The sequence below is a fragment of the Rhabdothermus arcticus genome (assembly GCF_055382915.1).
This window is the reverse complement of sequence record NZ_AP043808.1, coordinates 337,676-357,333: the sequence shown is the minus strand read 5'-3', so window position 1 is coordinate 357,333 and position 19,658 is coordinate 337,676. Positions and strand designations below refer to the sequence as shown.

22 protein-coding genes, 1 tRNA gene and 1 pseudogene are annotated in these 19,658 nt (G+C 68.4%); 15 read left to right on the top strand and 9 right to left on the bottom strand.

All coding sequences use genetic code 11. From position 1 onward, the window contains the following. Window positions 1-9: 9 nt before the first annotated feature. The 7 genes from ACZ48Y_RS02005 to ACZ48Y_RS01975 all read right to left on the bottom strand — a co-directional run bounded on the left by ACZ48Y_RS02005 (window position 10) and on the right by ACZ48Y_RS01975 (window position 3,214). A complete protein-coding gene (locus tag ACZ48Y_RS02005) occupies window positions 10-354 on the bottom strand; it encodes an arsenate reductase family protein (RefSeq protein ID WP_464741655.1) in 345 nt (114 codons plus the stop codon). Then, window positions 354-632 carry a hypothetical protein gene (locus tag ACZ48Y_RS02000; protein WP_464741653.1) on the bottom strand — a complete coding sequence of 93 codons (279 nt, stop codon included), beginning with the start codon at window positions 630-632 and terminating at the stop codon, window positions 354-356. The genes ACZ48Y_RS02005 and ACZ48Y_RS02000 overlap by 1 nt, the downstream gene beginning before the upstream one ends. A 12-nt stretch (window positions 633-644) precedes the next feature. Beyond that, entirely contained in the window at window positions 645-923 is a 279-nt protein-coding gene (locus ACZ48Y_RS01995) for a hypothetical protein (protein ID WP_464741651.1), read from the bottom strand. Then, window positions 914-1,531 carry a ribose-5-phosphate isomerase RpiA gene (rpiA, locus tag ACZ48Y_RS01990; protein ID WP_464742768.1) on the bottom strand — a complete coding sequence of 206 codons (618 nt, stop codon included), beginning with the start codon at window positions 1,529-1,531 and terminating at the stop codon, window positions 914-916. The genes ACZ48Y_RS01995 and rpiA overlap by 10 nt, the downstream gene beginning before the upstream one ends. A 52-nt stretch (window positions 1,532-1,583) precedes the next feature. Next, a complete protein-coding gene (locus ACZ48Y_RS01985) occupies window positions 1,584-2,060 on the bottom strand; it encodes a peroxiredoxin (RefSeq protein WP_464741649.1) in 477 nt (158 codons plus the stop codon). Window positions 2,061-2,067: 7 nt separating this feature from the next. Continuing rightward, window positions 2,068-3,081: a tryptophan--tRNA ligase gene (gene trpS / locus ACZ48Y_RS01980; RefSeq protein WP_464741647.1), complete on the bottom strand. Its 1,014-nt coding sequence runs from the start codon at window positions 3,079-3,081 to the stop codon at window positions 2,068-2,070. Window positions 3,082-3,127: 46 nt separating this feature from the next. Next, window positions 3,128-3,214 (bottom strand) — tRNA-Leu (locus ACZ48Y_RS01975). Between the two features lie 108 nt (window positions 3,215-3,322). On the opposite strand from ACZ48Y_RS01975, the gene rpmH reads away from it, so the two are divergent. The 6 genes and pseudogenes from rpmH to prmC all read left to right on the top strand — a co-directional run. Then, complete coding sequence (rpmH, locus tag ACZ48Y_RS01970) at window positions 3,323-3,457, top strand: 50S ribosomal protein L34 (protein ID WP_464741645.1); 135 nt, start codon at window positions 3,323-3,325, stop codon at window positions 3,455-3,457. Then, complete coding sequence (gene rnpA, locus ACZ48Y_RS01965; protein WP_464741643.1) at window positions 3,454-3,780, top strand: ribonuclease P protein component; 327 nt, start codon at window positions 3,454-3,456, stop codon at window positions 3,778-3,780. Before rpmH ends, rnpA begins: the two co-directional genes overlap by 4 nt. Before the next feature lie 21 nt (window positions 3,781-3,801). Further along, on the top strand, window positions 3,802-4,044 hold the full coding sequence (gene yidD, locus ACZ48Y_RS01960) for a membrane protein insertion efficiency factor YidD (RefSeq protein WP_464741641.1): 243 nt from the start codon (window positions 3,802-3,804) through the stop codon (window positions 4,042-4,044). Further along, window positions 4,041-5,381 (top strand): YidC/Oxa1 family membrane protein insertase, encoded by a 1,341-nt coding sequence (locus tag ACZ48Y_RS01955; RefSeq protein WP_464741639.1) that lies wholly within the window; start codon window positions 4,041-4,043, stop codon window positions 5,379-5,381. The genes yidD and ACZ48Y_RS01955 overlap by 4 nt, the downstream gene beginning before the upstream one ends. 7 nt (window positions 5,382-5,388) lie before the next feature. Continuing rightward, on the top strand, window positions 5,389-5,973 hold the full coding sequence (locus tag ACZ48Y_RS01950; RefSeq protein ID WP_464741637.1) for a Jag family protein: 585 nt from the start codon (window positions 5,389-5,391) through the stop codon (window positions 5,971-5,973). Then, window positions 5,970-6,710: pseudogene (gene prmC, locus ACZ48Y_RS01945) on the top strand (peptide chain release factor N(5)-glutamine methyltransferase); the annotation flags it as partial. The gene ACZ48Y_RS01950 and the pseudogene prmC, both read left to right, overlap by 4 nt. On the opposite strand, the gene mutL reads toward prmC, so the two are convergent. Then, complete coding sequence (gene mutL / locus ACZ48Y_RS01940) at window positions 6,681-8,372, bottom strand: DNA mismatch repair endonuclease MutL (protein ID WP_464741635.1); 1,692 nt, start codon at window positions 8,370-8,372, stop codon at window positions 6,681-6,683. The pseudogene prmC and the gene mutL sit on opposite strands and share 30 nt — an antisense overlap. Continuing rightward, a complete protein-coding gene (gene mutS / locus ACZ48Y_RS01935) occupies window positions 8,369-10,867 on the bottom strand; it encodes a DNA mismatch repair protein MutS (protein ID WP_464741633.1) in 2,499 nt (832 codons plus the stop codon). The genes mutL and mutS overlap by 4 nt, the downstream gene beginning before the upstream one ends. 29 nt (window positions 10,868-10,896) lie before the next feature. Between mutS and ACZ48Y_RS01930 the strand changes: the two genes are divergently transcribed. The 9 genes from ACZ48Y_RS01930 (at window position 10,897) to ACZ48Y_RS01890 (ending at window position 19,615) form a co-directional block, all read left to right on the top strand. Beyond that, window positions 10,897-11,676 carry an inositol monophosphatase family protein gene (locus ACZ48Y_RS01930; RefSeq protein ID WP_464741631.1) on the top strand — a complete coding sequence of 260 codons (780 nt, stop codon included), beginning with the start codon at window positions 10,897-10,899 and terminating at the stop codon, window positions 11,674-11,676. A 93-nt stretch (window positions 11,677-11,769) separates the two neighbouring features. Beyond that, the gene (locus ACZ48Y_RS01925; RefSeq protein ID WP_464741629.1) at window positions 11,770-14,355 is read left to right on the top strand and encodes a hypothetical protein; all 2,586 of its coding nucleotides are present in this window, start codon (window positions 11,770-11,772) and stop codon (window positions 14,353-14,355) included. Window positions 14,356-14,365: 10 nt separating this feature from the next. Beyond that, a complete protein-coding gene (locus ACZ48Y_RS01920) occupies window positions 14,366-14,848 on the top strand; it encodes a prepilin-type N-terminal cleavage/methylation domain-containing protein (protein WP_464741627.1) in 483 nt (160 codons plus the stop codon). Further along, window positions 14,835-15,257 carry a type IV pilus modification PilV family protein gene (locus ACZ48Y_RS01915; protein ID WP_464741625.1) on the top strand — a complete coding sequence of 141 codons (423 nt, stop codon included), beginning with the start codon at window positions 14,835-14,837 and terminating at the stop codon, window positions 15,255-15,257. The genes ACZ48Y_RS01920 and ACZ48Y_RS01915 overlap by 14 nt, the downstream gene beginning before the upstream one ends. Beyond that, window positions 15,257-16,063 carry a prepilin-type N-terminal cleavage/methylation domain-containing protein gene (locus ACZ48Y_RS01910; protein ID WP_464741623.1) on the top strand — a complete coding sequence of 269 codons (807 nt, stop codon included), beginning with the start codon at window positions 15,257-15,259 and terminating at the stop codon, window positions 16,061-16,063. The genes ACZ48Y_RS01915 and ACZ48Y_RS01910 overlap by 1 nt, the downstream gene beginning before the upstream one ends. 9 nt (window positions 16,064-16,072) lie before the next feature. After that, window positions 16,073-16,357, top strand: coding sequence for a cyclic-di-AMP receptor (locus tag ACZ48Y_RS01905; protein ID WP_464741621.1), 285 nt, complete (start codon window positions 16,073-16,075; stop codon window positions 16,355-16,357). 18 nt (window positions 16,358-16,375) lie between these two features. Continuing rightward, the gene (locus tag ACZ48Y_RS01900) at window positions 16,376-17,299 is read left to right on the top strand and encodes a DsbA family protein (RefSeq protein WP_464741619.1); all 924 of its coding nucleotides are present in this window, start codon (window positions 16,376-16,378) and stop codon (window positions 17,297-17,299) included. Then, a complete protein-coding gene (locus ACZ48Y_RS01895) occupies window positions 17,296-18,090 on the top strand; it encodes a tRNA (adenine-N1)-methyltransferase (RefSeq protein ID WP_464741617.1) in 795 nt (264 codons plus the stop codon). Before ACZ48Y_RS01900 ends, ACZ48Y_RS01895 begins: the two co-directional genes overlap by 4 nt. A 4-nt stretch (window positions 18,091-18,094) precedes the next feature. Continuing rightward, window positions 18,095-19,615, top strand: coding sequence for an Rqc2 family fibronectin-binding protein (locus tag ACZ48Y_RS01890; RefSeq protein ID WP_464741615.1), 1,521 nt, complete (start codon window positions 18,095-18,097; stop codon window positions 19,613-19,615). Window positions 19,616-19,658 lie beyond the last annotated feature (43 nt).

Sequence of the window (19,658 nt, the reverse complement as noted above, 5' to 3'; positions counted from 1 at the left end):
ACGATACCGCTACAAAAGCCGCCGCGCCTTGAGCTCCGCCTCCCAGTGCTCGGGGGAAAACCCCACCAGGTAGTGGCCGTCCTCGAAGACCAGAATGGGGCGGACCAAGAGGTTGGGGTCCGCCTTGATCGCCTCCAGCCACGCGTCCGGGCTGCGGTCCTTGAGCTCCTTGTAGCGCTTATGCCGCTTGCGCAGCGCGTCCGGGCCGTACTCGCGGAGGATAGCCTGAATCAGGTCCTCGGGCGGGAGGGTCTTGGTGTAGTCGATGAAGGTGTAGGGAACCCCGCGCTCGTCAAGCCAGCTGCGGGCCTTCTGGCAGGTGCGGCAGGTCTTCTTGCAGTAAAAGCGCAGCATCAGTCCACCGCCCCGACCTCGTGGTCGTAGACGATGTAGGCGGCCTCCAGGGTGCGCAGCAAGACCTCGGGGTCCTCGAGGTCCTCCTCCGCGAGCACCACCCCGGGGACCGGGTCCAGGCTGCCGTTGATGTGGATCGCGTAGTAGCGGTGCCCGGCGACCGGGCGCAGCTCGAGCTCCTTGACCACCGGGTGGCCGGCCATCCACTCGCGCACCTTGGCGGCGACCACCTCGGGGCAGCCTTCCATCTTGCTCAACGTGATCCGGCAAGCCTTCATGCCTACACCTCCTTACTCACGAAGGTTAAGCTCCTCGTAATAAATATTAAGCGCCTGCTCGAGGGTCTCCAAGAGCTGCTCGGGGTCCGAAAGCGCGTCCTCGGGGAGGTAGACCCCGGGGCTGGGCAAGAAGAGGTTAAAGCGGATCCCGTAGCCCGCGGCCACCGGCTCCAACCAGACCTCGCCCACCCCCTTCTCCTGCATCCAAGAGCGCACCCGGGAGAAGACCGACTCGGGAATCGCCTCAGGAGGAGGACCGGTGAGGCTGAGCTTGATCTTTTTTACCGGCATCGCACCTCGATCCCCTTTGGCCCGGCGAGGTAGGCGAGATCGGCCATCCCCACGAAGAGCCCAGAGGTCACCACCCCGGGGATCGCCGAGAGCAAGGCCTCGAGCCCCGCGGGATCTCCGATCGGGCCAAAGTCCACGTCGGCAACGAAGTGGCCGTGGTCGGTCTCGAAGGGCTGGCCCGCCGCTTTTCGCAGCTCGGGCCGGCCCCCGAGGGCCTCGATCTCGGCGAGGGTGCGCGCGGCGCCGAAAGGCACCACCTCCACGGGCAACCGCACGCGCTCCCCGAGGACCTCCACCGCCTTGGTGTGGTCGGCGATCACCACGAAGCGGGCGGCCGCCGCCTCAACGATCTTCTCCCCCAAGAGCGCCCCGCCCCCGCCCTTGATCAGGGTGAGGTCGGGGGCCACCTCGTCGGCCCCGTCGACCGCGAGGTCCACGCCCTCGGGTCCCAGCGCCTCGAGCGGGATGCCCGCCTTGCACGCCAGGGCCTCGGTCGCCTTGGAGGTGGGTACGCCGACGACGTCCTCGAGCCGCCCTTCGCGCAAGGCGGCCCCTAGTGCCTCGATGAAGTAGCGCGCGGTGCTTCCGGTGCCCAGCCCCACCCGCATCCCGCTCCTGACATGGCGCAGGGCCGCGCGCGCGGCCTGGGCCTTATAGGCCTCAAGCGACACCCTTGGCCTCCCGGATCACGGCCAAGGCCTTTTGCACGTGCTCCTCCGGCTTGGCCCGCTTGATCACCTTCAGGACCCGGCCGTCGGGCCCGATCACGAAGGTGTGGCGCTGGGTGCCCTCGACCTTTTTGCCGTAGAGGTTCTTCACCCCCCAGGCGCCGTAGGCCCGGATGACCTTCTTCTCCGGGTCCGCGAGCAGGGGAAAGCGCACCCCCAAAGACTCGGCGAAGCGGCGGTGGGTCGCCGCGTCGTCGGCGCTGATGCCGAGCACCACCGCGCCCTCGGCATCGAGGGCGGCCAGAGCCTCGTTGAAGGCCTTGGCCTCGCGGGTGCAGCCGGGGGTGAAGTCCTTGGGGTAGAAGTAGAGCACCACGTATCGGCCACGGTAATCGGAAAGGCGATGAGGCCGCCCTTCCTGATCCACCAGCTCGAAGTCCGGCGCGAGATCGCCCACGGAAACGCTCATGTCGCCACTATACCCGCGGAACCTTCGCCCCCACCGGACGCAACAAGCCGATCTTCTCCCGGACCTCCTCCATCACCGGTTCGGCGACCTTCGCGGCGGTCTTGCGTCCGTCCTCGAGCGCGTCCATCACCACCTCGGGATGGGCCCTGAGGTAGGCCCCGCGCTCCTGGATCGGACCCAGCTCCTTCATCATCGCGTCGAAGAGCAGCCGCTTGCACGCCACGCAACCGATCCCGGCGCGACGGCACTCGGGCTCCACCACCTCCTTGACCAGCGAGGGCGGCGAGAAATAGGTGTGGTAGCGCCAGATCAAGCAGCGCGTCGGCTCCCCAGGGTCGGAACGCCGCACCCGGGCCGGATCGGTGGGGGCGGTGCGCAGCTTCTCCCAGATCGAGTCCGGGGGTTCCAGGATCCCGATCGTGTTGCCCACCGACTTGGACATCTTGGCCTTGCCATCGATCCCCGGAACCCGGGGCGCGTTCTTGTTTAAAAGCGCCTGGGGCTCGGGGAAGGTGGGGCCGAACCGGGCGTTGAAGCGACGGGCGATCTCCCGCGTCAGCTCGATGTGCTGGAGCTGGTCCTCCCCCACCGGCACGGTGTCCGCCTTGTAGAGCAGGATGTCCGCGGCCTGCAACACCGGGTACATCAGGAGGCCGGCCCCCACGAAGGTCTGGCGCTTGGCCTTGTCCTTGAACTGGGTCATCCGGGTCAGGTCCCCCACCGGGGTCTGGGTGGTGAAGACCCAGGCCAGCTCGGTGTGCTCGGGCACGTGGGACTGCACGAAGAGGGTGACCCGCTCGGGATCCAGCCCGGCGGCGATGTTGGCCAGCGCGGCCTCGAAGGTGCGCTTGGCCAAAAGGGCGGGGTCGTAGGCCTGGGTGATCGCGTGGTAGTCGACGATGGAAAAGATCGCGTCCTTGCCCAGGCGCTCCCCCAGGCGGATCCAGTTCTTGATCGCCCCCAGGTAGTTGCCGATGTGGATCTCCCCGGAGGGTTGAATGCCGGAGAACACGCGCTTCATGGCCGCCATTTTAAGCAAAACAAAAAGCCCCCGCGCTGGGGGCGTTTGGTGCCGGGAGTGGGACTCGAACCCACACGCCCTTGCGGGCACATGACCCTGAATCATGCGCGTCTACCAATTCCGCCATCCCGGCAGACGCAAGACATAGCCTAGCCGGCAAAAGCCCGTTTGTCAAGGAATAAAGCGGCATGCTAAGCTTTGGAGGCTGGCGGGTGCAGCCACCCGCACCGAGGAGGGAACCATGAAGCGAACCTGGCAACCCAACCGCCGCAAACGGCAGAAGACCCACGGATTTCGCGTGCGCATGAAGACCCGGAGCGGCCGCAAGGTCCTCGCCCGCCGCCGTCGCAAAGGGCGCAAGCGCCTGGCGGTTTGACCCGCTTCGCCTCGCTGAAGGGCGACGCCGCGTTTCGCCGGGCCAAGAAGGGCCGCGCGGCGCGGGGGCGCCTGGTCAGCGTGCGCTGGCGGCCCTTGAAGCAGGGCCCGCCGCGGGTGGGGATCGTGGTCTCCAAAAAGGTCGGCAAAGCGGTGGTGCGCAACAAGGTCAAGCGCCGCCTGCGCGAGGTCCTGCGCCAAAGCCACCTCCCCCCCGGGGAGCTGATGGTCATCGCCCAGCCTCAGGCGGCCGAGGCCAGCTTCGCCGAGCTCGCAAAGGACCTGCGCCAGGCGCTGGTCAAGGCCGGCATGCTCTCCGGGTAGGGGGTTAAAATGTTCGCCGTTATGCGCGCCGTTCTGCTCGGCCTCATCCGCCTCTACCAGCGCTGGATCTCGCCGATCAAGCCGCGGACCTGCCGGTTTTACCCAAGCTGCTCGAGCTACGCCTACGAGGCGGTGTCGCGCCACGGTGCCCTCAAAGGTGGCTATCTTGCCACCCGGCGCATCCTCCGCTGCCACCCCTTCCACCCCGGAGGGTACGACCCCGTCCCCATGGAGTTCACGATCGGAAAGAGGAAGCCCCAATGAAGCGCTGGATCATCGCCCTGTTCTTGCTCCTAAGCCCCGTCCTGGCCCTCAAGGCCGAATGGCGGACCGCCGACGTCAACGGCGACGGCACCCCCGAGCACGTCGCGATCACCAACCTCATGGACCTGGCCTTCGACGGAACGGGCCAGATCGTTGGCTGGTACGTCAAACGGGTCAAGGGGCGGGTGATCAAGGACTACGCCCGGGCCCTTAACCTGATCAAACCCGCGCTGGGGCTTCCCGGCCTCGTCGGCTTCGAGCCGAAGAACGCGCGCTTTTTCGAGGAGGGGGGGCAGCTGGTCGCGCGCTTTCAAAGCCCCGAGGGCACGCTCCTCTACCGCATCAGCCCCAGCCACTACACGATCCGGGTCGAGACCGAGCTCAACGCCCCCGCACGCTTTCGCTTGAGCGGCATCGGGGGGACCGAGCGCCCCACCACCAAACTCCTCCTGGCTGGCGAAACCGCTCCCCGCGAAAGCGGCGAGGGCCCTGCGCGCTACGCGGCGATCCAAAGCCAGCCGACCCGGGGCTACGCCTTCGTCGCCTGGTCCGACGCCCCCCTCCCGATGGCCCTGACCAAGCGAAACGGGGGCGCGGTGATCACCGTCTCCCTCGCCTCGGGGCGTTCCGCGCTCAAGCTCTACGGCGGTCAGAACGAGCTCGTCCGTTACCACGTCGAGGGGCTCTTGGACCTTCCCGGCCTCTTCACCCCCAACCTCTGGGGTAAGCTCGCGCTTTGGATCCTGGCCCTGCTCGAGTTCTTCCACGGCCTCACCGGGAACTGGGGGCTGGCCATTTTGCTCCTCACCCTGGCGGTGCGGCTCGCGATCTGGCCGCTGATGCACCAGCAGTTCAAGTCGATGACCGCGATGCAGCGGCTAAAACCGCTGGTCGACGAGCTGAACAAGAAGTACAAGGACGACCCGGAAAAGAAGAACAAGGCCTTGATGGAGCTCTACGCGGAGCACAAGGTCAACCCGGCGGCGGGCTGCCTGCCGATGATCATCCAGCTGCCGATCCTCTTCATTCTCTGGCGGGTCATCGCCAACTACGAGTTCAACGAGGGCTTCCTCTGGCTCCCCGACCTCTCCCTACCCGATCCCTACTACATCCTTCCCGTGCTCTACGTTCTGGTGATGATCGCCCAGACGCTGCTGATGTCCCAGGGCAACAAGGACCAGCTGCGCCAGGCGCTCTTCATGAACCTGATCTTCGTCTACCTGATCCTGCAGTTCCCCTCCGGGGTGACGCTCTACTGGGTCTTCTCCACCCTGATCGGCCTGGTGCAGCAGTGGCTGATCAACAAACAGCTCGGCGCCGCCCCCGCGGGGGGATAATAGAAGCATGGCGGAGAAGAAGAAAAACCTGGACGACCTCCTCGAGGGCCTGGGGCTCGAGGGCGAGGACGCCGAGGCCCTCGAAGCCCCGGCGCTGGAGCGGGCCGAACCCGAGGAGGCCGCGACCGAGGCCGGGAACCCGGTGGAGGTCGTCGAGCACTTTCTGGTCGGGCTCTTCCTCTACCTGGACCCGGCCTACACCCTGGAGGTCCGCCAGGAGGACGACTACCTCTACGTCGAGGTCTTCGGCGGCGACCTGGGCCGCCTGATCGGCAAGGAAGGCCGCACCTTGAGGGCGCTAGAGACGCTGACCAACGCGGTGCTCTCGCGACGCTTCGGCCACCGCTACCGGGTCCTGATCGACGCCGCGGGCTACAAGAAGCGCCGGGCAGACAAGGCAGTGGCCCGGGCGATGGAGGCCGCCAGGCTGGCCCGGGAAACCGGCGAGGCGGTTCCCCTGCCGCCGATGACCCCCGCCGAACGCCGCGCGATTCACGTCGCCCTCAAGGACCACCCCGAGGTCTACACCGAATCCCAGGGCCAGGGCGAGGACCGCCACGTCGTCGTCTTCCCCCGCCGCGAAGAGGCTTGACCCGGGCCGAAGCGCTTGCCCGACTCCGCGAGACCCTCCCCCGCCACGAGGCGGAGGCGCTCTTGCTGCACGTGCTCGGGGAGGCCCGGCCCGCGTTCTACGCAAGCCTCCGGGCGCCCCTGCCCCCACCCGCCTGGGAGCGGGTGCAGGCCCTTGCCCGGGCCCGCAAATCGGGCGTCCCGCTCCAGCGCTTGATCGGCGTGACCGAGTTCTTCGGCCTGCCCCTTGAGGTCCGCCAAGGGGCCCTGATCCCCCGTCCGGAGACCGAGGGTCTGGTCGAGCTTGCCCTTCACGCCCTCGCGGGCACCTCCCGCCCCCGGGTCCTCGACGTGGGCACCGGGAGCGGGGCGATCGCGCTGGCGATCAAGCACCATCGCCCCGACGCCGAGGTCTTCGCCACCGAGACCGACGCCCGGGCGCTCGAGCTGGCCCGAGCCAACGCGCGGCGTCTGGGCCTTGAGGTAGGGTTCCTCCACGCCCCCTTCACCGGGGGGCTCGGCGATCTGGACGTGATCCTGGCCAACCCCCCCTACCTCCCCGAGAGCGACCAAGCGCAGGCCCCGCCCGAGCTCGCCCACGAACCGCCCCACGCCCTCTACGCCGGCGAGGACGGGCTCGCCGTGGCCCGCCCGCTGGCCCGTGCGGCGGCCACAGCCCTCAAGCCGGGGGGACGACTCCTCCTCGAGCTCGATCCCCGCAACGTCCACTTACTTGCGGCGGAGCTTACCGCGTTGGGGTTCGCCGACGTCGGGATCCGCTTCGACCTCGCCGGCCGGGCCCGCTACCTCCTTGGCCGTCGCCCGTGGCCCGCGGCGACCGAAGCGCCGGGCCAGCTCGACCTCGCTTAGGCGGAGCGCGGTGGGCCGGCCGTGGGGACAGACCCAGGGGGTCTCGCAGGCGCGGAGCGCCTCGAGCAGGGCGTCGGCCTGGGCCCGGGCCAGGCGGTGCCCGGCCTTGATCGCCGGCCGACAGGCGAGCCGCCCCGCCACCCGGCGCATCGCCGCCTCCAGGCTGTCTTCCGCGAGAAAGACACGGAGCGCCTCGAGCACCCCCTCCTGCTCCAGGGCCAGCACCGCGGGCACCGCCCGCACCAGGTAGCGACCGGGCCCGAAGGCCTCGACCTCGAACCCCGCCGCTTTCAGCTCGGCGCGCCTGGCCTCGAGCCTGGAGGCCTCCTCAGCGGAGAGGGCGACCACCTCCGGGGTCTTGAGCAAGAGGGGTGGTTCGCGCTCGAGCCGCCGCAGCAGCTCCTCGTAGAGGACCCGTTCGTGGGCGGCGTGCTGGTCCACGATCCAGAGCTCGTCTCCGGCTTCGGCGAGCAAATAGAGGTCGCGGAAGCGGCCGATCACCCTCAGGCGGGGGAAGGCGTGGCGGGGCTCGGGACCTTCCAGGAGCACCGGCCGGAAACCGGGGGCGGCCGGCGCCAGGCGCAACCCGGAAAAGAGCGCCTGGACCGCGGCGGTCAAGAGGGCGGCGACCGGAGCGGGGTTTAGAAAGCGCACCCGGTCCTTCTTCGGACCGAGGTTGACCAGCACCTCCTCCGCCGGCCAGGTCAGGTTGACGACCCCCACCGGAAACTGCCCCCGGGGCAGGAGCTCCCCGTAGCCCTTGAGGAGCCCCTGGAGCAGGGCCTCCGGCCAGGCCACCGGTCGGCCGTTGACCGCAAGCCAGAGCCGGTCCCGTCCGGGCCGGGCGAGTTCGGGCCGGGAGAGGAGGCCGACCACCTCGCGCCCGGCCTCCCCGTGGGCGAAGGTCACCAGGCGGTTGGCCACGACCGTCCCCCAGACCGCGCGCGCCGCGTCCAGCTGGCCGCCGCCAGGGAAGAGGAGGCGCTCCTCGCCGTCGGCGACCACCCGTAAGGCAACCCCGGGGTGGTGCAAGAGGTAGCGCTGAATCAGCGCGAGCACCCGGCGTTCTTCGGCCCTGTCCTCCAAGAGACCGGCCCGCCGTGCTGGAAGCCGGGCGAAGAGCCGGGTCACCTCGACCTCGGTCCCCGCGGGGGCGGGGTGGGAAAATCGCTCGACGCTCTCCCCTTCGGCGATCACCGTGGCCCCACCGAGCTGCCGTCGGGGGCGGCTCGTCAACCGCAGCCGGGCCGCCTGGCGGATCGCGAAGAGCCCCTCGCCGCGAAACCCCAGCGTGGTAATCCGGTCCAGCCGCTCGAGCTTGGAGGTCGCGTGCCGCTCCACCGCAAGTTCCAGCTCGTCTTCGGGGATGCCCGCTCCGTCGTCCCGCACCAGGACGCGCCGTTTCCCCCCGGCCGAGAGCTCGACCTCGATCCGCCCCGCGCCGGCGTCGAGGGCGTTCTCCAAGAGCTCCTTGACCACGTCCCGGGGACCCTCGATGACCTCCCCGGCGGCGATCTCGCGGATCAGGGCCTCGGGAAGCCGGCGGATCACGGGCTCGGTACCATCCCCAACCGCTCCTTGAGGCGCTTCAAGACGAGCAGCGCCTCCAGCGGACTCATCCGGTCGAGATCGAGGGCCAAAAGCTCCTCGATCAAAGCCTGATCGCTAGCCGACCTGCGCGCTTCCAACGCCTTTAGCACCACTTCCGCGCGGCCCACCACCTCTTTGGGGACCCCCGCGAGCCGGGCGACCTCGAGGCCGTAGGACTTGGAGGCCGGCCCGGGCAGAACCTGGTGGTAGAAGACCAACCCCCCGGCCTCCTCCCGCGCCGCGACGTGCAGGTTGGCCGCGTGCGGCAGGCGCTCGGCGAGTTCGGTGAGTTCGAAGTAGTGGGTCGCAAACAGGGTCAGCGCGCCCCGATCGTGGAGCTGCTCGAACGCCGCCCAGGCGATCGAGAGCCCGTCGAAGGTCGAGGTCCCGCGGCCCACCTCGTCCAGGAGCACCAGGCTGCGCGCATCCGCCTCGCGCAGGATCGCGGCCAGCTCCTCCATCTCGACCATGAAGGTCGAACGCCCGGAGGCGATGTCGTCAGCGGCGCCGATCCGGGTGAAGATCCGGGTGAAGATGGGAAGCTCCGCCCGCGTCGCGGGCACGAAGGACCCGATCTGGGCCATCAGGGCGATCAGCGCGGTCTGCCGCAGGAAGGTGGACTTCCCACTCATGTTCGGTCCGGTGATGAGGAGCGCCCGCCGCGAGGCGTCCATCTCCAGGTCGTTGGCGATGAACCTGGTCTGCCGCTCGACGACCGGATGGCGCCCGCCCTCGATCAAAAGCCGCTCGCCAAAGCGGGGACGGACGTAACCATGGCGGGCGGCGTTCTCGGCGAGGGCCGCGAGCACGTCGAGCTCAGCGAGGGCGCCGGCGAGGTCGAAGATCCGATCCACGTGCACCGCGAGCGCCTCCCTGAGCTCGGTGAAGACCGCCTGTTCCCGGGCCTTGGCGGCCTCTTCGGCACGCAGGATGGCGCGTTCGCGCTCCTTCAAGTCCGGCCGGGAATAGCGCTGGCGGTCCTTTAAGGTCTGCACCGGACGCCAATCCGCGGGCACCCGATCCAGGTAGGGCCGGGTGACCTCGAGGTAGTAGCCGAAGACCGCGTTGTACCCAACCTTCAAGGTGGGGATCCCGGTGGCCTCCTTGAGGTGGGCTTCGAGCCCGGCGATCCAGGCCCGGCCCGCCTCGGCCTCTCCGCGTAGGCGGTCGAGCTCGGCGTCGTAGCCGTCCCGGATCAGCCCCCCTTCGCTGACCTTGAGGGGCGGCGCCTCGACCAGGGCCGCCCGAATCTGGGCGACGAGCTCGGGCAGACCGTCCAGCCGCTGGCCCAACGCGGCGAGCGCGGCCTCACCGCGAACCGCCTCGGCGAGCTCGGGGACCAGCGCCAGACTGCGCGCGAGGGCGACCAGATCTCGGGGGCTGGCCCGGTGGGCGGCGAGACGGGAAGCCAGGCGCTCGAGGTCGTGCACCCGGTGCAGCGCGGCGCGCACCGACTGGCGCAGGCTGCCCGCCCGGACCAGGGCTTCGACCGCGTCCAACCGGGCCTCGATCGGCCCCCGATCCACCAAAGGCCGCTCCAGCCAACGGCGCAGCAACCGCCTTCCGGGGGCGGTCCGGGTGGCGTTGAGGACCCCGAAGAGGGTACGTCCGGCGCCCTCCCCCAGGGTCGGGGCAAAGACCTCGAGGGTGCGCAGCGCGACGCCATCGAGCCGCAACGCCGCGCTCGGGTCGTAGCGTTGAAAGCGGCGGATCTGCCGCACCCGGCCGCGCTGGGTCTCGCTAGCGTAGGCCAGCGCCGCGGCCACCGCCCGCCTGAGCCCCAGGGAGAGCGCGTCGGGATCGACGACCTCTTCCCAGCCGTCAAGGTCGCCGTCGAAGGCGGAGGCCGCGACCGCCGCCGGAAAACGCCGCCCGAGCTCCTCCAGGAGCGCCTGGTTGGCCATCAGCTCGGGGGCGAGCAAGAGCTCGCGGGGGCGCGCCCGCCAGAGCTCGTCGAAGAGCGCCGCGCGGGACTGGAGTTCGGTCCCCCGAAACTCACCGGTGGAAAGGTCCAAAAGCGCCAACGCGTAGCCGTCGCCGGTGGCCAGCGCGGCGAGGTAGTTGGCGTCCGGGGCGAGGAGGTTCTCCTCGGTCACCGTGCCCGGGGTGATGAGCTGCACCACCTCCCGGGGCACCAAACCGTCGGGACCCGGCTGGCTGCCCTTTTGATCGGCCACGGCGACGCGAAAGCCCTGCTCGAGGAGCTTTTCGATGTAGGCGTCGGCGCTGCGCACGGGGATGCCGGCCATCGGGGTGGTGAAGTCCTTGGAGGTCTTATGAGTTAGGGCCAGCCCCAGGGCGCGGGCGAGCCGCTCCGCGTCCTCCCCGAAGGCCTCGTAGAAGTCCCCGACCTGGAAAAGGAGCAGGTAATCGGGGTAGGCGTCGCGCAGGGCCACGTACTGCGCCAGCAGCGGCGGTAGCGGTCCCTTCCCCTCACCTTTAAGCCCCAACCCCACGGGCCCTATTTTATGCGTATATTTGGGGCATGAGCGCGATCGACGCCGCCATACACGCGGCCCGGCTGGCCCAGGGCATCCACCGCTATTACCAGGCCAAGGGGTTCGTCACCGAGAGCAAGACGGTGATCAGCGACCTGGTGACCGAAGCCGATCGCGAGGCCGAGGCGGCGATCCGCGATTACTTGCTCAAGCGCTTCCCCGACCACGGCTTCCTCGGCGAGGAGGAGGGCGAGAAGGCGGCCTCCGGTGACCGCCCGCGCTGGATCGTGGATCCCCTGGATGGAACCGTGAACTTCGCCCATCGCTTTCCCGTCTACGCGGTGAGCATTGCCCTCGAGGTCTCCGGCCGCATCGAGCTCGGGGTGGTCCTGGACACCGCCCGGGACGAGCTTTTTACCGCGGTTCGCGGCCAGGGGGCCTACCTCAACGGCCAGCGCATCCAGGTCTCCGAGGTTCGCGCGTTTCGCCGTGGTCTCTACGCCACCGGCTTCCCCTACGACGTCGAGCGGGTGCCCGAGGCCGTGGAATACTTCCGGCGGGTCATCGCCCACGGGGTGCCGGTCCGCCGTCCCGGCGCCGCCGCGCTCGACCTTGCCTACGTCGCGGCGGGAAGGCTGGAGGGGTTCTGGGAGATGAAGCTCAACCCCTGGGACGTCGCCGCGGGCTGGCTGCTGGTGGAGGAAGCGGGAGGACAGGTGAGCGATCTCCAGGGACAGCCTTACCGCTTAGGCACGCCTTACATCGTGGCCACCAACGGTCATCTCCACGCTCAACTCCTCGAGGTGCTCACTCAAACCCAGGGCTAACGACTTCGCCTTTTGGGTCAAATCACCCCTGCGTTTCCTTGAAGCAGGGGTACATTGCGATTGGGATGTAAAGCATCCGAAAGGAGGCGCTGTATGCAGCGTAAGAGCGGCATTGCCCTGGTGGTCACCCTGCTGGCCGCGCTCGCCCTCCTCCTCGCCGTCGTCGTCGTGGTGGGAACGCTTTCGATCTCCAATCGCAGCCTTTCCAGCAACAAGTCCGTCGAGCTCACCGCCCAGTACGCCGCCGAATCGGGCGCGGAGCAGGCGATGGCCGTGCTCGGGGAGCTCGAGTGGTTGATGCGGCGGACGCGGGTCGATCTGGGCGCGGGACGCCCGGCGGTCGAGGCCTTCGCCAGGGACCTGGCCGCCTTCTGCTACGGCACCCGATCCCCGACGGATCCAAAGGTCCTAAGGAAGATCACCGCCGGCTTGGATCCCAACAAGGCCTTCACGTTCGAATGTCTGGTGGACGCCCCGACCCTCGAACGTGAGCTCGAGGACCCAACCCTGAGCGACGCGGACCTCGGGGCGCGCTGGTACGCGGTCTTCGTTCACCACATCGACCCCTCGGTCTACGCGCTGAAGGGCATTGCCAGCCCCGCGCGCTTTTGGGGCCAGGTCCTCAGGGGAACAACCGCCGCCCTCACCCGCACCCTCAAGCGGGATGCCAAAACGGAAGTCGTCTACACGGTCTCTACCGGCGCACGCGCCGGCATCACCCCCGCCAAGCTGGTCATCGCGGACGGGCGGGTGCGCCTTCTCTTCGGCGACCCCGGCGGAAAGGCGGGCATCTACGCGGTGGGAGAGGTGCGTGACCTCGGCGGCAAGGTGCTCGCCCGACGGGTGGTGCAGGTCGGAAACCAAGGTGAAAACCGCCTCGAGCTGGACATCACCGCGCCCAACTTCGCCTGGTTCGCGTTCTTTAACCACATGCACATCGTCAATCCCGACAACCCCTATGCCAAGCCCGATACCAAGCGCATGATCGTCTTCCGTGACAGCACGGTGATCGACGGCCCGGTGCACACCAACGGGTACTTCGCCTTTGAAAAAGGCGCCGAGCCTTGGTTCGGGGGCCCGGTGACCAGTGCCTCCGGCGGGCGGGACCCGAGGATCTACTGGCGGGGCGATGGGATGGTGGGTTACGAAACCCCGCCGCCCGGGGTCGACCCGCGGTTCTGGTGGGACTTCAGGAACTTCTCAGCGGACTTTCCCATCCGCACGGACGTGCTCGGTCAACCCCTTTGCTACAACCCGCTTAGCAAAGAAACCAAGCTCTGCACGCTGGTCGATGGTGACAAGAACGGTCAACCGGATCCCCCCTGGGTGTTCCAGCGCGCGGTGAACTTCAAGCACGACAAGATCCCCATGCCCGGCAAGCAGGCGGTGGACCACCTGCGCGACCTCGCGCAGACCGGGGGCATCTACATCGCCGACGCATTCTGCTACGCAGGCTCCATCACCGTTCGCGAAGGGGATCCCAAACCAACGAAGTGCGTGGGCAAGTATGCGGCCCGGCCTGGCACTTACCGCATCGAGCTCCGGGCAGAGGATGGCGCGCAGATCATCCGAATCAGCGCCAAGCGCGTGGTGGGCTGGAAAAAGACCCGACGCTACCCAGCCAGGTGGGTAAGAAGGCAAAAATGCCCCCCTGGTGGCGGCGGCGGCGGGGGCGGCGGCGGGGGTGGAGGCGGCAGCGGGGGTGGCGGTGGAGGCGGGGGCGGTGGCGGCAGCAGCGGCGGGGGCGGCGTCTGGCGACCCCTTCCCCTGCCCGCTGGCCTGCTGGCCAGGACCTCCGATCTGGTCGACGAAACCGGGAACGCCTGCAAAGGCTTGAAGAAGCCCGGTTGCAAGAAGGGGTGCACCTGCAGGTGGATCTGTTACTTCCCAAGGGATAAATACGAACCCGTCCTAAAGGACGAGTCCATCGAGTTCGCCTACAGCAAGGCCGATCCCACCCTCCGCGTGGTGAAGCAAAAGGGCGCGATGACCTTGGTCACCTTCACCCCCGGGGCCTTCAATGGCGTGATCTTCGCGGAGCGGGACGACTTCTTCGTGCAGGGTCCCTGGGAAGACGCAACACCCCCCAAGCCCGCCGTCGCCGCCTTCGCCCAGCTCACCGTTGCCTCGCCCTACGACCTGCACATCGCCAACGACCTTACGTACGAAAAGCCCGCCTGTGACAAAACGCCCCACCGCGACCTCGAGGACCGCGACGGGGACGGCGACACTCGGGAGATCGTCGATCGCTGCCCCGACGAAAACTTCAAAAAGGCCGCCGATAACCTGCTCGGCCTCTACGCCAGGAACATCTGGCTCGACCCGAAAGGCCCATGGAACCAAGCGGGTCGAGGCCTGACCGTGCACGCGGTCCTCATGGCCGCAAGCGGCAAGATCGAGACCCGACGCGTCCAAAGCTGCACAAGAAAGGACCTCGGCACGTTCAAGCTCCTCGGAGGCATGATTCAAAACCGGCTGGGCGCGCTGAACTGGAAGCGAAGGTGCTCAAAAAAGGATGCCTTCCTCGGCTACCGCTCGGCCCTCACCTATGACCGCCGCATGCTGGAGGGGCTGGCACCGCCCGGTTTCCCGCGCTTTGGGAGCGGGGTCTGGTCAGCGTCGCCCCCGAAGGTTGAGAGCGGTGCGCCGGGGTTCTGGCGGCAGGTTCCAGGGGAATAGGATGCGAGCTTTGGGCTACACCCTCCTCGAACTGCTGGTCGTGCTCGCGGTGCTCGGCGTCCTGCTGGGCCTGTCGTTCTCGACCTATCGCAACGCCCGCCTCCGGGCCGAGACGCGCCAGGCCGCAATCGACCTCGCGGCCGCCCTGCGGGACGCCCGCAGCCTGGCCCAGCGCTACAGCGTGAACGCCGAGGTGCGTTTTCCAGACCCTTCGAGCTACGAACTGCGAGCCGAGAATCGCGACGGCAAGCCCTTCCGGGCGTACGCGCGCCGGATTGAGGCGAACCTCGAGCTCGCCTTCAGTCGCGACGGGACCCGCTGGCGATCGCCGGCAAAACTCAAACGCATCGTCTACAGCGCCCCTTTTGGTGAGGTCACCGATGCCAGGGCCGTCCTCTTTCGGATTCAGCAACGGCGCCACCCCGCGATCGCCGCCTGCGTGCGGGTCATCGGGGTGACGGGAAAGGTGGTCATCGCCCATGCCTGCCCGTGAGCACGGCCTTACCCTCATCGAGGTGCTGATCGCGATCAGCATCTTTTCCATCCTCATGCTGGCGGTGACGCAGGGATTGCTTCCGCTCTTCGGCCTCACCCGGGAGACCACGCTACAGACCCAGGCCACCGCAGAGGCCCAGGAGACGATCGAGGCCATCCGCGCGGCCTGGCGCGATCCCTCGTCCTACGACACGACCTGCGCCCCACTCACCCTCTCCCCTCATACGACGATCGAGGTCAACGCGCTCTCCGCCGACGCCAAGCCCGAAGCCCCCCTGACCTTCAGCACCCGCTGCCCCGGTGCCCTCAGCGAGCCGGCCCCGATCAAGCGGGTCACGGTGCGCGTCACCGATCCCCGCGGCCGCGTTCGGGCGGAGCTCATCCTGGACATTCCGGAGCCGAAATGATGCGAAGAGGCTTCACCCTGCTCGAACTCCTCGCCGCGCTCGCGGTAATGAGCATCCTGCTGGCCGCCTTCACCACCTTCTTCACGCGCACCCTCTACGCCACCCAAACCCTAAAGCTCAAAAATGAACTCCTGGCCGAGGGGCAGCTCGCCACCCACCTCATCGCCAGCCGGGTCAAGGAGGCCTGGTACGTCTGGCCCCCTGGCACCACGCTACGCCTGACGCGCTCCGGGTGGACCACCAAGAACACGCTCGAAGGAGGATGGCGCTGGACGGTAGGCCCCACCTTCTTGGCGATGATCCTCCCTCCCCTCGCCGACGGCGTGAACTGCAGCGAGGACGAGCACGGGTGCTTTCGCTTTTTCGCCTACTATCCGATGCGCCGGAAGGCCTACGTCAAAAACGCCAGCCCCGTCGAGGCGCTGAACCCCGACCCCGAAAACGACGCCAAGGTCTGGGTGCTCATGGAATACCGCGCGTCCTACGACGCGGGTCGCTGCCCGGTGGATGCGTCCGGCCAGCCCCGGCCCAAGAACACCGCGTATCGCGGCCGGCGAGGGCGCCTGCTCGTCGACGACGTGCAGCCGAGCTCGGACCCCGTCGACCCCCGCTTCGACTATGCCGGGCCCTTCGACATGGAAACCAAGGCCGGGGAGGTGGTCTCGGTGACGCTTCGCACGCGGTTTTTACGCCTGCACCGAGGCCCCGCGTACCGATTCCCGGCCGGCCCGCGGCCCTTCGTCCTCCACGCCACGCCCCAAAACCGCGGCGTAAAGGCCGACCGAACGGCGTCCTACTGCAAGTAGGATGGGTCCATGAAGCTCGTCATCGCCATCGTCCACGAAGACGACGCAGGAGAGGTTTTGCGCGCGCTCGCCACCCGGGGGTTGCAGTCCACGCGCCTGGCCTCCGAGGGAGGGTTCCTTGCCAAACCCAACGCAACCCTGCTCATCGGGGTCGAGGAAGCGCGGATCGAGGAGGTCAAGCAGGTGCTCGCCACCTACGCCCGGGCCCGTCAGGTGGAGACGGCTGGGGGACGCATCGAGATCGGCGGGGCGGTGGTGTTCGTCGTCGAGGTCCTCGACTTTCTTAGACTCTAGCCCTCTATAGTGGAGGCCATGCACCGCATCCTCGTGTTGATCGTGCTCTTTGGTCTGGCGCTGGCCGAAATCGGCAACGCGCCGGAGCGCTTTTACGCCATGCTCAACCTGGCCCCCGCCGACAAGCCGGTGGCCCTCGAGCAAGGCGTGCTGGCCACTGAAGTGCTCGGCGGCCAGCTCTACAAGGTCCGCTACGTGGGGCCCGAAGACGACGTCGCGACCCAGGGCAGGGTCATCGCCGCCGCACTCGGTGCCCCCAAGCTCAAGGACGCCTACGTCAAATGGTTCCGCGAAAACCGCGACGCCCTGGCCAAGGAGCCGCGCCCGGTCAAGGTGCAGCTTGGCGAGGCCCACGTCCTCACCCTCGCGATCCAAAAAGGCAAGGTCCTGATCGAGGTGACGCCCTTCGAAGTCCCGGAGTCGGCGTTCGGTAAACCCCGCCACGTCCTCGGTCACACGGGGCCGTTGATCCGGGAATATTCGGACTTTTACTGCCCCTACTGCCAACGCCTGGCGCGGACCGTGCTCCCCAAGCTCAAACGCACGCTCATCGACGCGGGGGTGGCCCGTTTCGAGTACCGCCACTTCCCCCTGGTCGAGATCCATCCCGACGCCTTTGAGGCCGCGCGGGCCTCGGAATGCGCCGCCGAACAGGGCAAGTTCTGGCCCTTCCACGATCGGCTCTTCGAACGCCTCTCCAAGAAGGAGGGGGCCAACTACCTGAAGATCGCCAAAGAGCTTCGCCTGGATGAGAAGCGCTTCGGGGCCTGCCTGACCTCGGACGCCTATCGGGAAGTGGTGCAAGCGATGCGCGACGAGGCCGAGCGCCTGGGCCTCCGCGGGACCCCCACGGTCTTCGTGGGGCCCTTCAAGCTCCCCAATCCCTTCGACCCCGAGGCCTACGTTCGCTACGCCGCGATGGCCGCGGCCAAGGCCCCGTGACCTACGGCGACCTCGCGCTCCTGGAGGACCAAAAGGGCCGCCGCTACCTGGTCGCCCTGCGTCCAGGGGGCCGCTTTTCCCATCACCGAGGTGCCGTGGATCACGACGCGATCATCGCCGCTGGTCCCGGAGGGGTGGTGCACACCCATCAGGGGGAGCCCCTCTACGTGTATCAGCCCACCTTGGAAGACTACGTCCTCCTGATGAAACGCGGCGCCACCGTCACTTATCCCAAGGACGCCGCGGCGATGGTGATGATGCTCGACCTCGCGCCGGGCATGCGGGTGCTCGAGGCCGGGAGTGGTTCCGGCGGGCTGGCCCTCTTCCTCTCCCGCGCGGTCGGGGAGCACGGTGAGGTGCACAGCTACGAGACCCGCCCCGCGTTCAAGGCCCGCGCGGAGGCCAACGTCGCGGCCTGGGGGGCGAAGAACGTGCGCTTTTTCCTCGGGGATCTGGCCGAGGTCGAGCTGCCCGAGGCGGCCTACGACGCCGTGGCCCTGGACATGATGGAACCCTGGAAGGTCCTCCCCAACGTGGCCCCCGCGCTTAAACCCGGGCGACCGCTGGTCCTCTACCTCCCCAACATTACCCAGGTCATCGAGGTCCTCAACGCCGTGCGCAACGAGGCCCTGCCCTTTCGCCAGACCCGCACCCTCGAGGTCCAGCACCGCACCTGGGACGTGCGCCCGCCGGTCGCCCACCCCGCCTTCCGCCAGATCGGGCACACCGCGTTTCTGCTCGAACTCCGAAAAACGCGCGACCCGTCCCGAGACGATGCCGCGGTAACTTGAAGGCGTGGAAGGCCTCCTCCTCCATCACGCCCTCGCCGAACTCCCTCCCCTGCCGGCCGCGACCAAGGGCTGGGGCTTTCCCGACGAGGGGACCGCGGTGCTCCGGCTGGAAAAGGGCCCGGACCTGGTGCTCCACTACCGGCCCCCGGACCCCTACCTGCGGCTGGAGCAAAGGAGGCCCGGGGGACCGCCGCAAACCCCTTTGCAGCGGTTTCTGGCCGCGCGGGTGCGGGGGCCCTTGCACGCCGCCGAGCAGCGGGACCTGGACCGGGTGGTGGTGCTGCGCTTTGGCGGCGCGTCGGGGTTCGTCGAGACGCCGCCGGTCAACCTGATCCTCGAGGCCACCGGCCGCAACGCCAACCTCATCGTCACCGATCTCGAGGGCCGCATCCTGGCCCTCGACCGCCCGGTGGACCGCAGCCAAAACCGCTTCCGCCAGCTCAAGGTGGGGCTGCCCTACACCCCGCCCCCGCCCTACACCAAGGCCGACCCGAGGCGCCTGGCCCTCGAGGACCTCGCACCCCTCCTCGGCCGTCCACCCACCGAGCTTCCCCGCGTCGTGGACGGCTTTGGCAAGAAGCTCACCGCCAAGGCCATCGCCCTCGCCGGGCTGGACCCGAACGCGCCCCTCGACGAGGCCGGCGCCCGGGCCTTGCTGCAAGCGATCCAGCGCCTGGTCCAAGAACCCGAGCTCGCCCGGGACCTCGAGGCAGACCTTTTGGCCCAAGCCGAAGCGCGCGCGCTCGAGGCCCTGCGCCGGCCGCTGCTGGAGGCGCTGGAAAAGGAGCGGCGGGCCCTGGAAAAACGTCGCGAGGACCACCTCAACAACATCGCCCGGGGCAAGGAGGCCGAACGCTACCGGCGCTTCGGGGAGCTGATCCTGGCCTTCGCCCACGAGATCCCGAAGGGGGCGGAGAAGGCCCGCCTCCTCGACTACCACACCGGCATAACCATCGAGGTCCCGCTCGACCCGCGCCTCTCCACGCAGAAGAACGCCGAGCGCTACTTTGAAAAGGCGAAGAAGCTCGCCGAGGGCGCGCGTCGAGCCGAGGCCCTCCTGGCCACCACCGAGGCCAACCTGCGCCGGGTCGAGAGCGAGCTCAACGCCCTGGCCAACGCCGACGCGAAAACGCTCAAGGCACGGCTCAAGGCGGCCCGCAAGGAAGGCCCCAGGATCGGCCAGCGGTTCGTCGCCCCCGGCGGGTTCGAGGTCTGGCTCGGCCGCAACGCCAAGGAGAACGCCGCGCTCTTGCGCCTGGCCCGGGCCGAGGACCTCTGGTTCCACGCCCAGGGTGCCCCGGGATCCCACGTCATCCTGCGCACCCAAGGAAAGCCCCCACCGCTCGAGGCCCTCCTCTTCGCGGCCCGCCTTGCCGCCTTTCACTCCCGCATGCGCGGGGAAAAGCACGCCCCCGTCGACTACACCAAGAAGAAGTTCGTGCGCCCCATCAAGAAGGGCCCGCCGGGGGCAGTCACCTACACCCAGGCCAAGACCCTCTTCGTCGATGCCGAACGGCCCGAATGACCCTATGGCATTGGCCCGCGCCCCGGCTAGAATAAGGGGCTGT

Excerpts from the sequence above, each read along its gene's own strand:
- ACZ48Y_RS02005 (WP_464741655.1), bottom strand. The coding sequence starts at position 354 with ATGCTGCGCTTTTACTGCAAGAAGACCTGCCGCACCTGCCAGAAGGCC.
- ACZ48Y_RS02000 (WP_464741653.1), bottom strand. The coding sequence starts at position 632 with ATGAAGGCTTGCCGGATCACGTTGAGCAAGATGGAAGGCTGCCCCGAG.
- ACZ48Y_RS01995 (WP_464741651.1), bottom strand. The coding sequence starts at position 923 with ATGCCGGTAAAAAAGATCAAGCTCAGCCTCACCGGTCCTCCTCCTGAG.
- rpiA (WP_464742768.1), bottom strand. The coding sequence starts at position 1,531 with ATGCGGGTGGGGCTGGGCACCGGAAGCACCGCGCGCTACTTCATCGAG.
- ACZ48Y_RS01985 (WP_464741649.1), bottom strand. The coding sequence starts at position 2,060 with ATGAGCGTTTCCGTGGGCGATCTCGCGCCGGACTTCGAGCTGGTGGAT.
- trpS (WP_464741647.1), bottom strand. The coding sequence starts at position 3,081 with ATGAAGCGCGTGTTCTCCGGCATTCAACCCTCCGGGGAGATCCACATC.
- rpmH (WP_464741645.1), top strand. The coding sequence starts at position 3,323 with ATGAAGCGAACCTGGCAACCCAACCGCCGCAAACGGCAGAAGACCCAC.
- yidD (WP_464741641.1), top strand. The coding sequence starts at position 3,802 with ATGCGCGCCGTTCTGCTCGGCCTCATCCGCCTCTACCAGCGCTGGATC.
- ACZ48Y_RS01955 (WP_464741639.1), top strand. The coding sequence starts at position 4,041 with ATGAAGCGCTGGATCATCGCCCTGTTCTTGCTCCTAAGCCCCGTCCTG.
- ACZ48Y_RS01950 (WP_464741637.1), top strand. The coding sequence starts at position 5,389 with ATGGCGGAGAAGAAGAAAAACCTGGACGACCTCCTCGAGGGCCTGGGG.
- ACZ48Y_RS01930 (WP_464741631.1), top strand. The coding sequence starts at position 10,897 with ATGAGCGCGATCGACGCCGCCATACACGCGGCCCGGCTGGCCCAGGGC.
- ACZ48Y_RS01925 (WP_464741629.1), top strand. The coding sequence starts at position 11,770 with ATGCAGCGTAAGAGCGGCATTGCCCTGGTGGTCACCCTGCTGGCCGCG.
- ACZ48Y_RS01915 (WP_464741625.1), top strand. The coding sequence starts at position 14,835 with ATGCCTGCCCGTGAGCACGGCCTTACCCTCATCGAGGTGCTGATCGCG.
- ACZ48Y_RS01910 (WP_464741623.1), top strand. The coding sequence starts at position 15,257 with ATGCGAAGAGGCTTCACCCTGCTCGAACTCCTCGCCGCGCTCGCGGTA.
- ACZ48Y_RS01905 (WP_464741621.1), top strand. The coding sequence starts at position 16,073 with ATGAAGCTCGTCATCGCCATCGTCCACGAAGACGACGCAGGAGAGGTT.
- ACZ48Y_RS01900 (WP_464741619.1), top strand. The coding sequence starts at position 16,376 with ATGCACCGCATCCTCGTGTTGATCGTGCTCTTTGGTCTGGCGCTGGCC.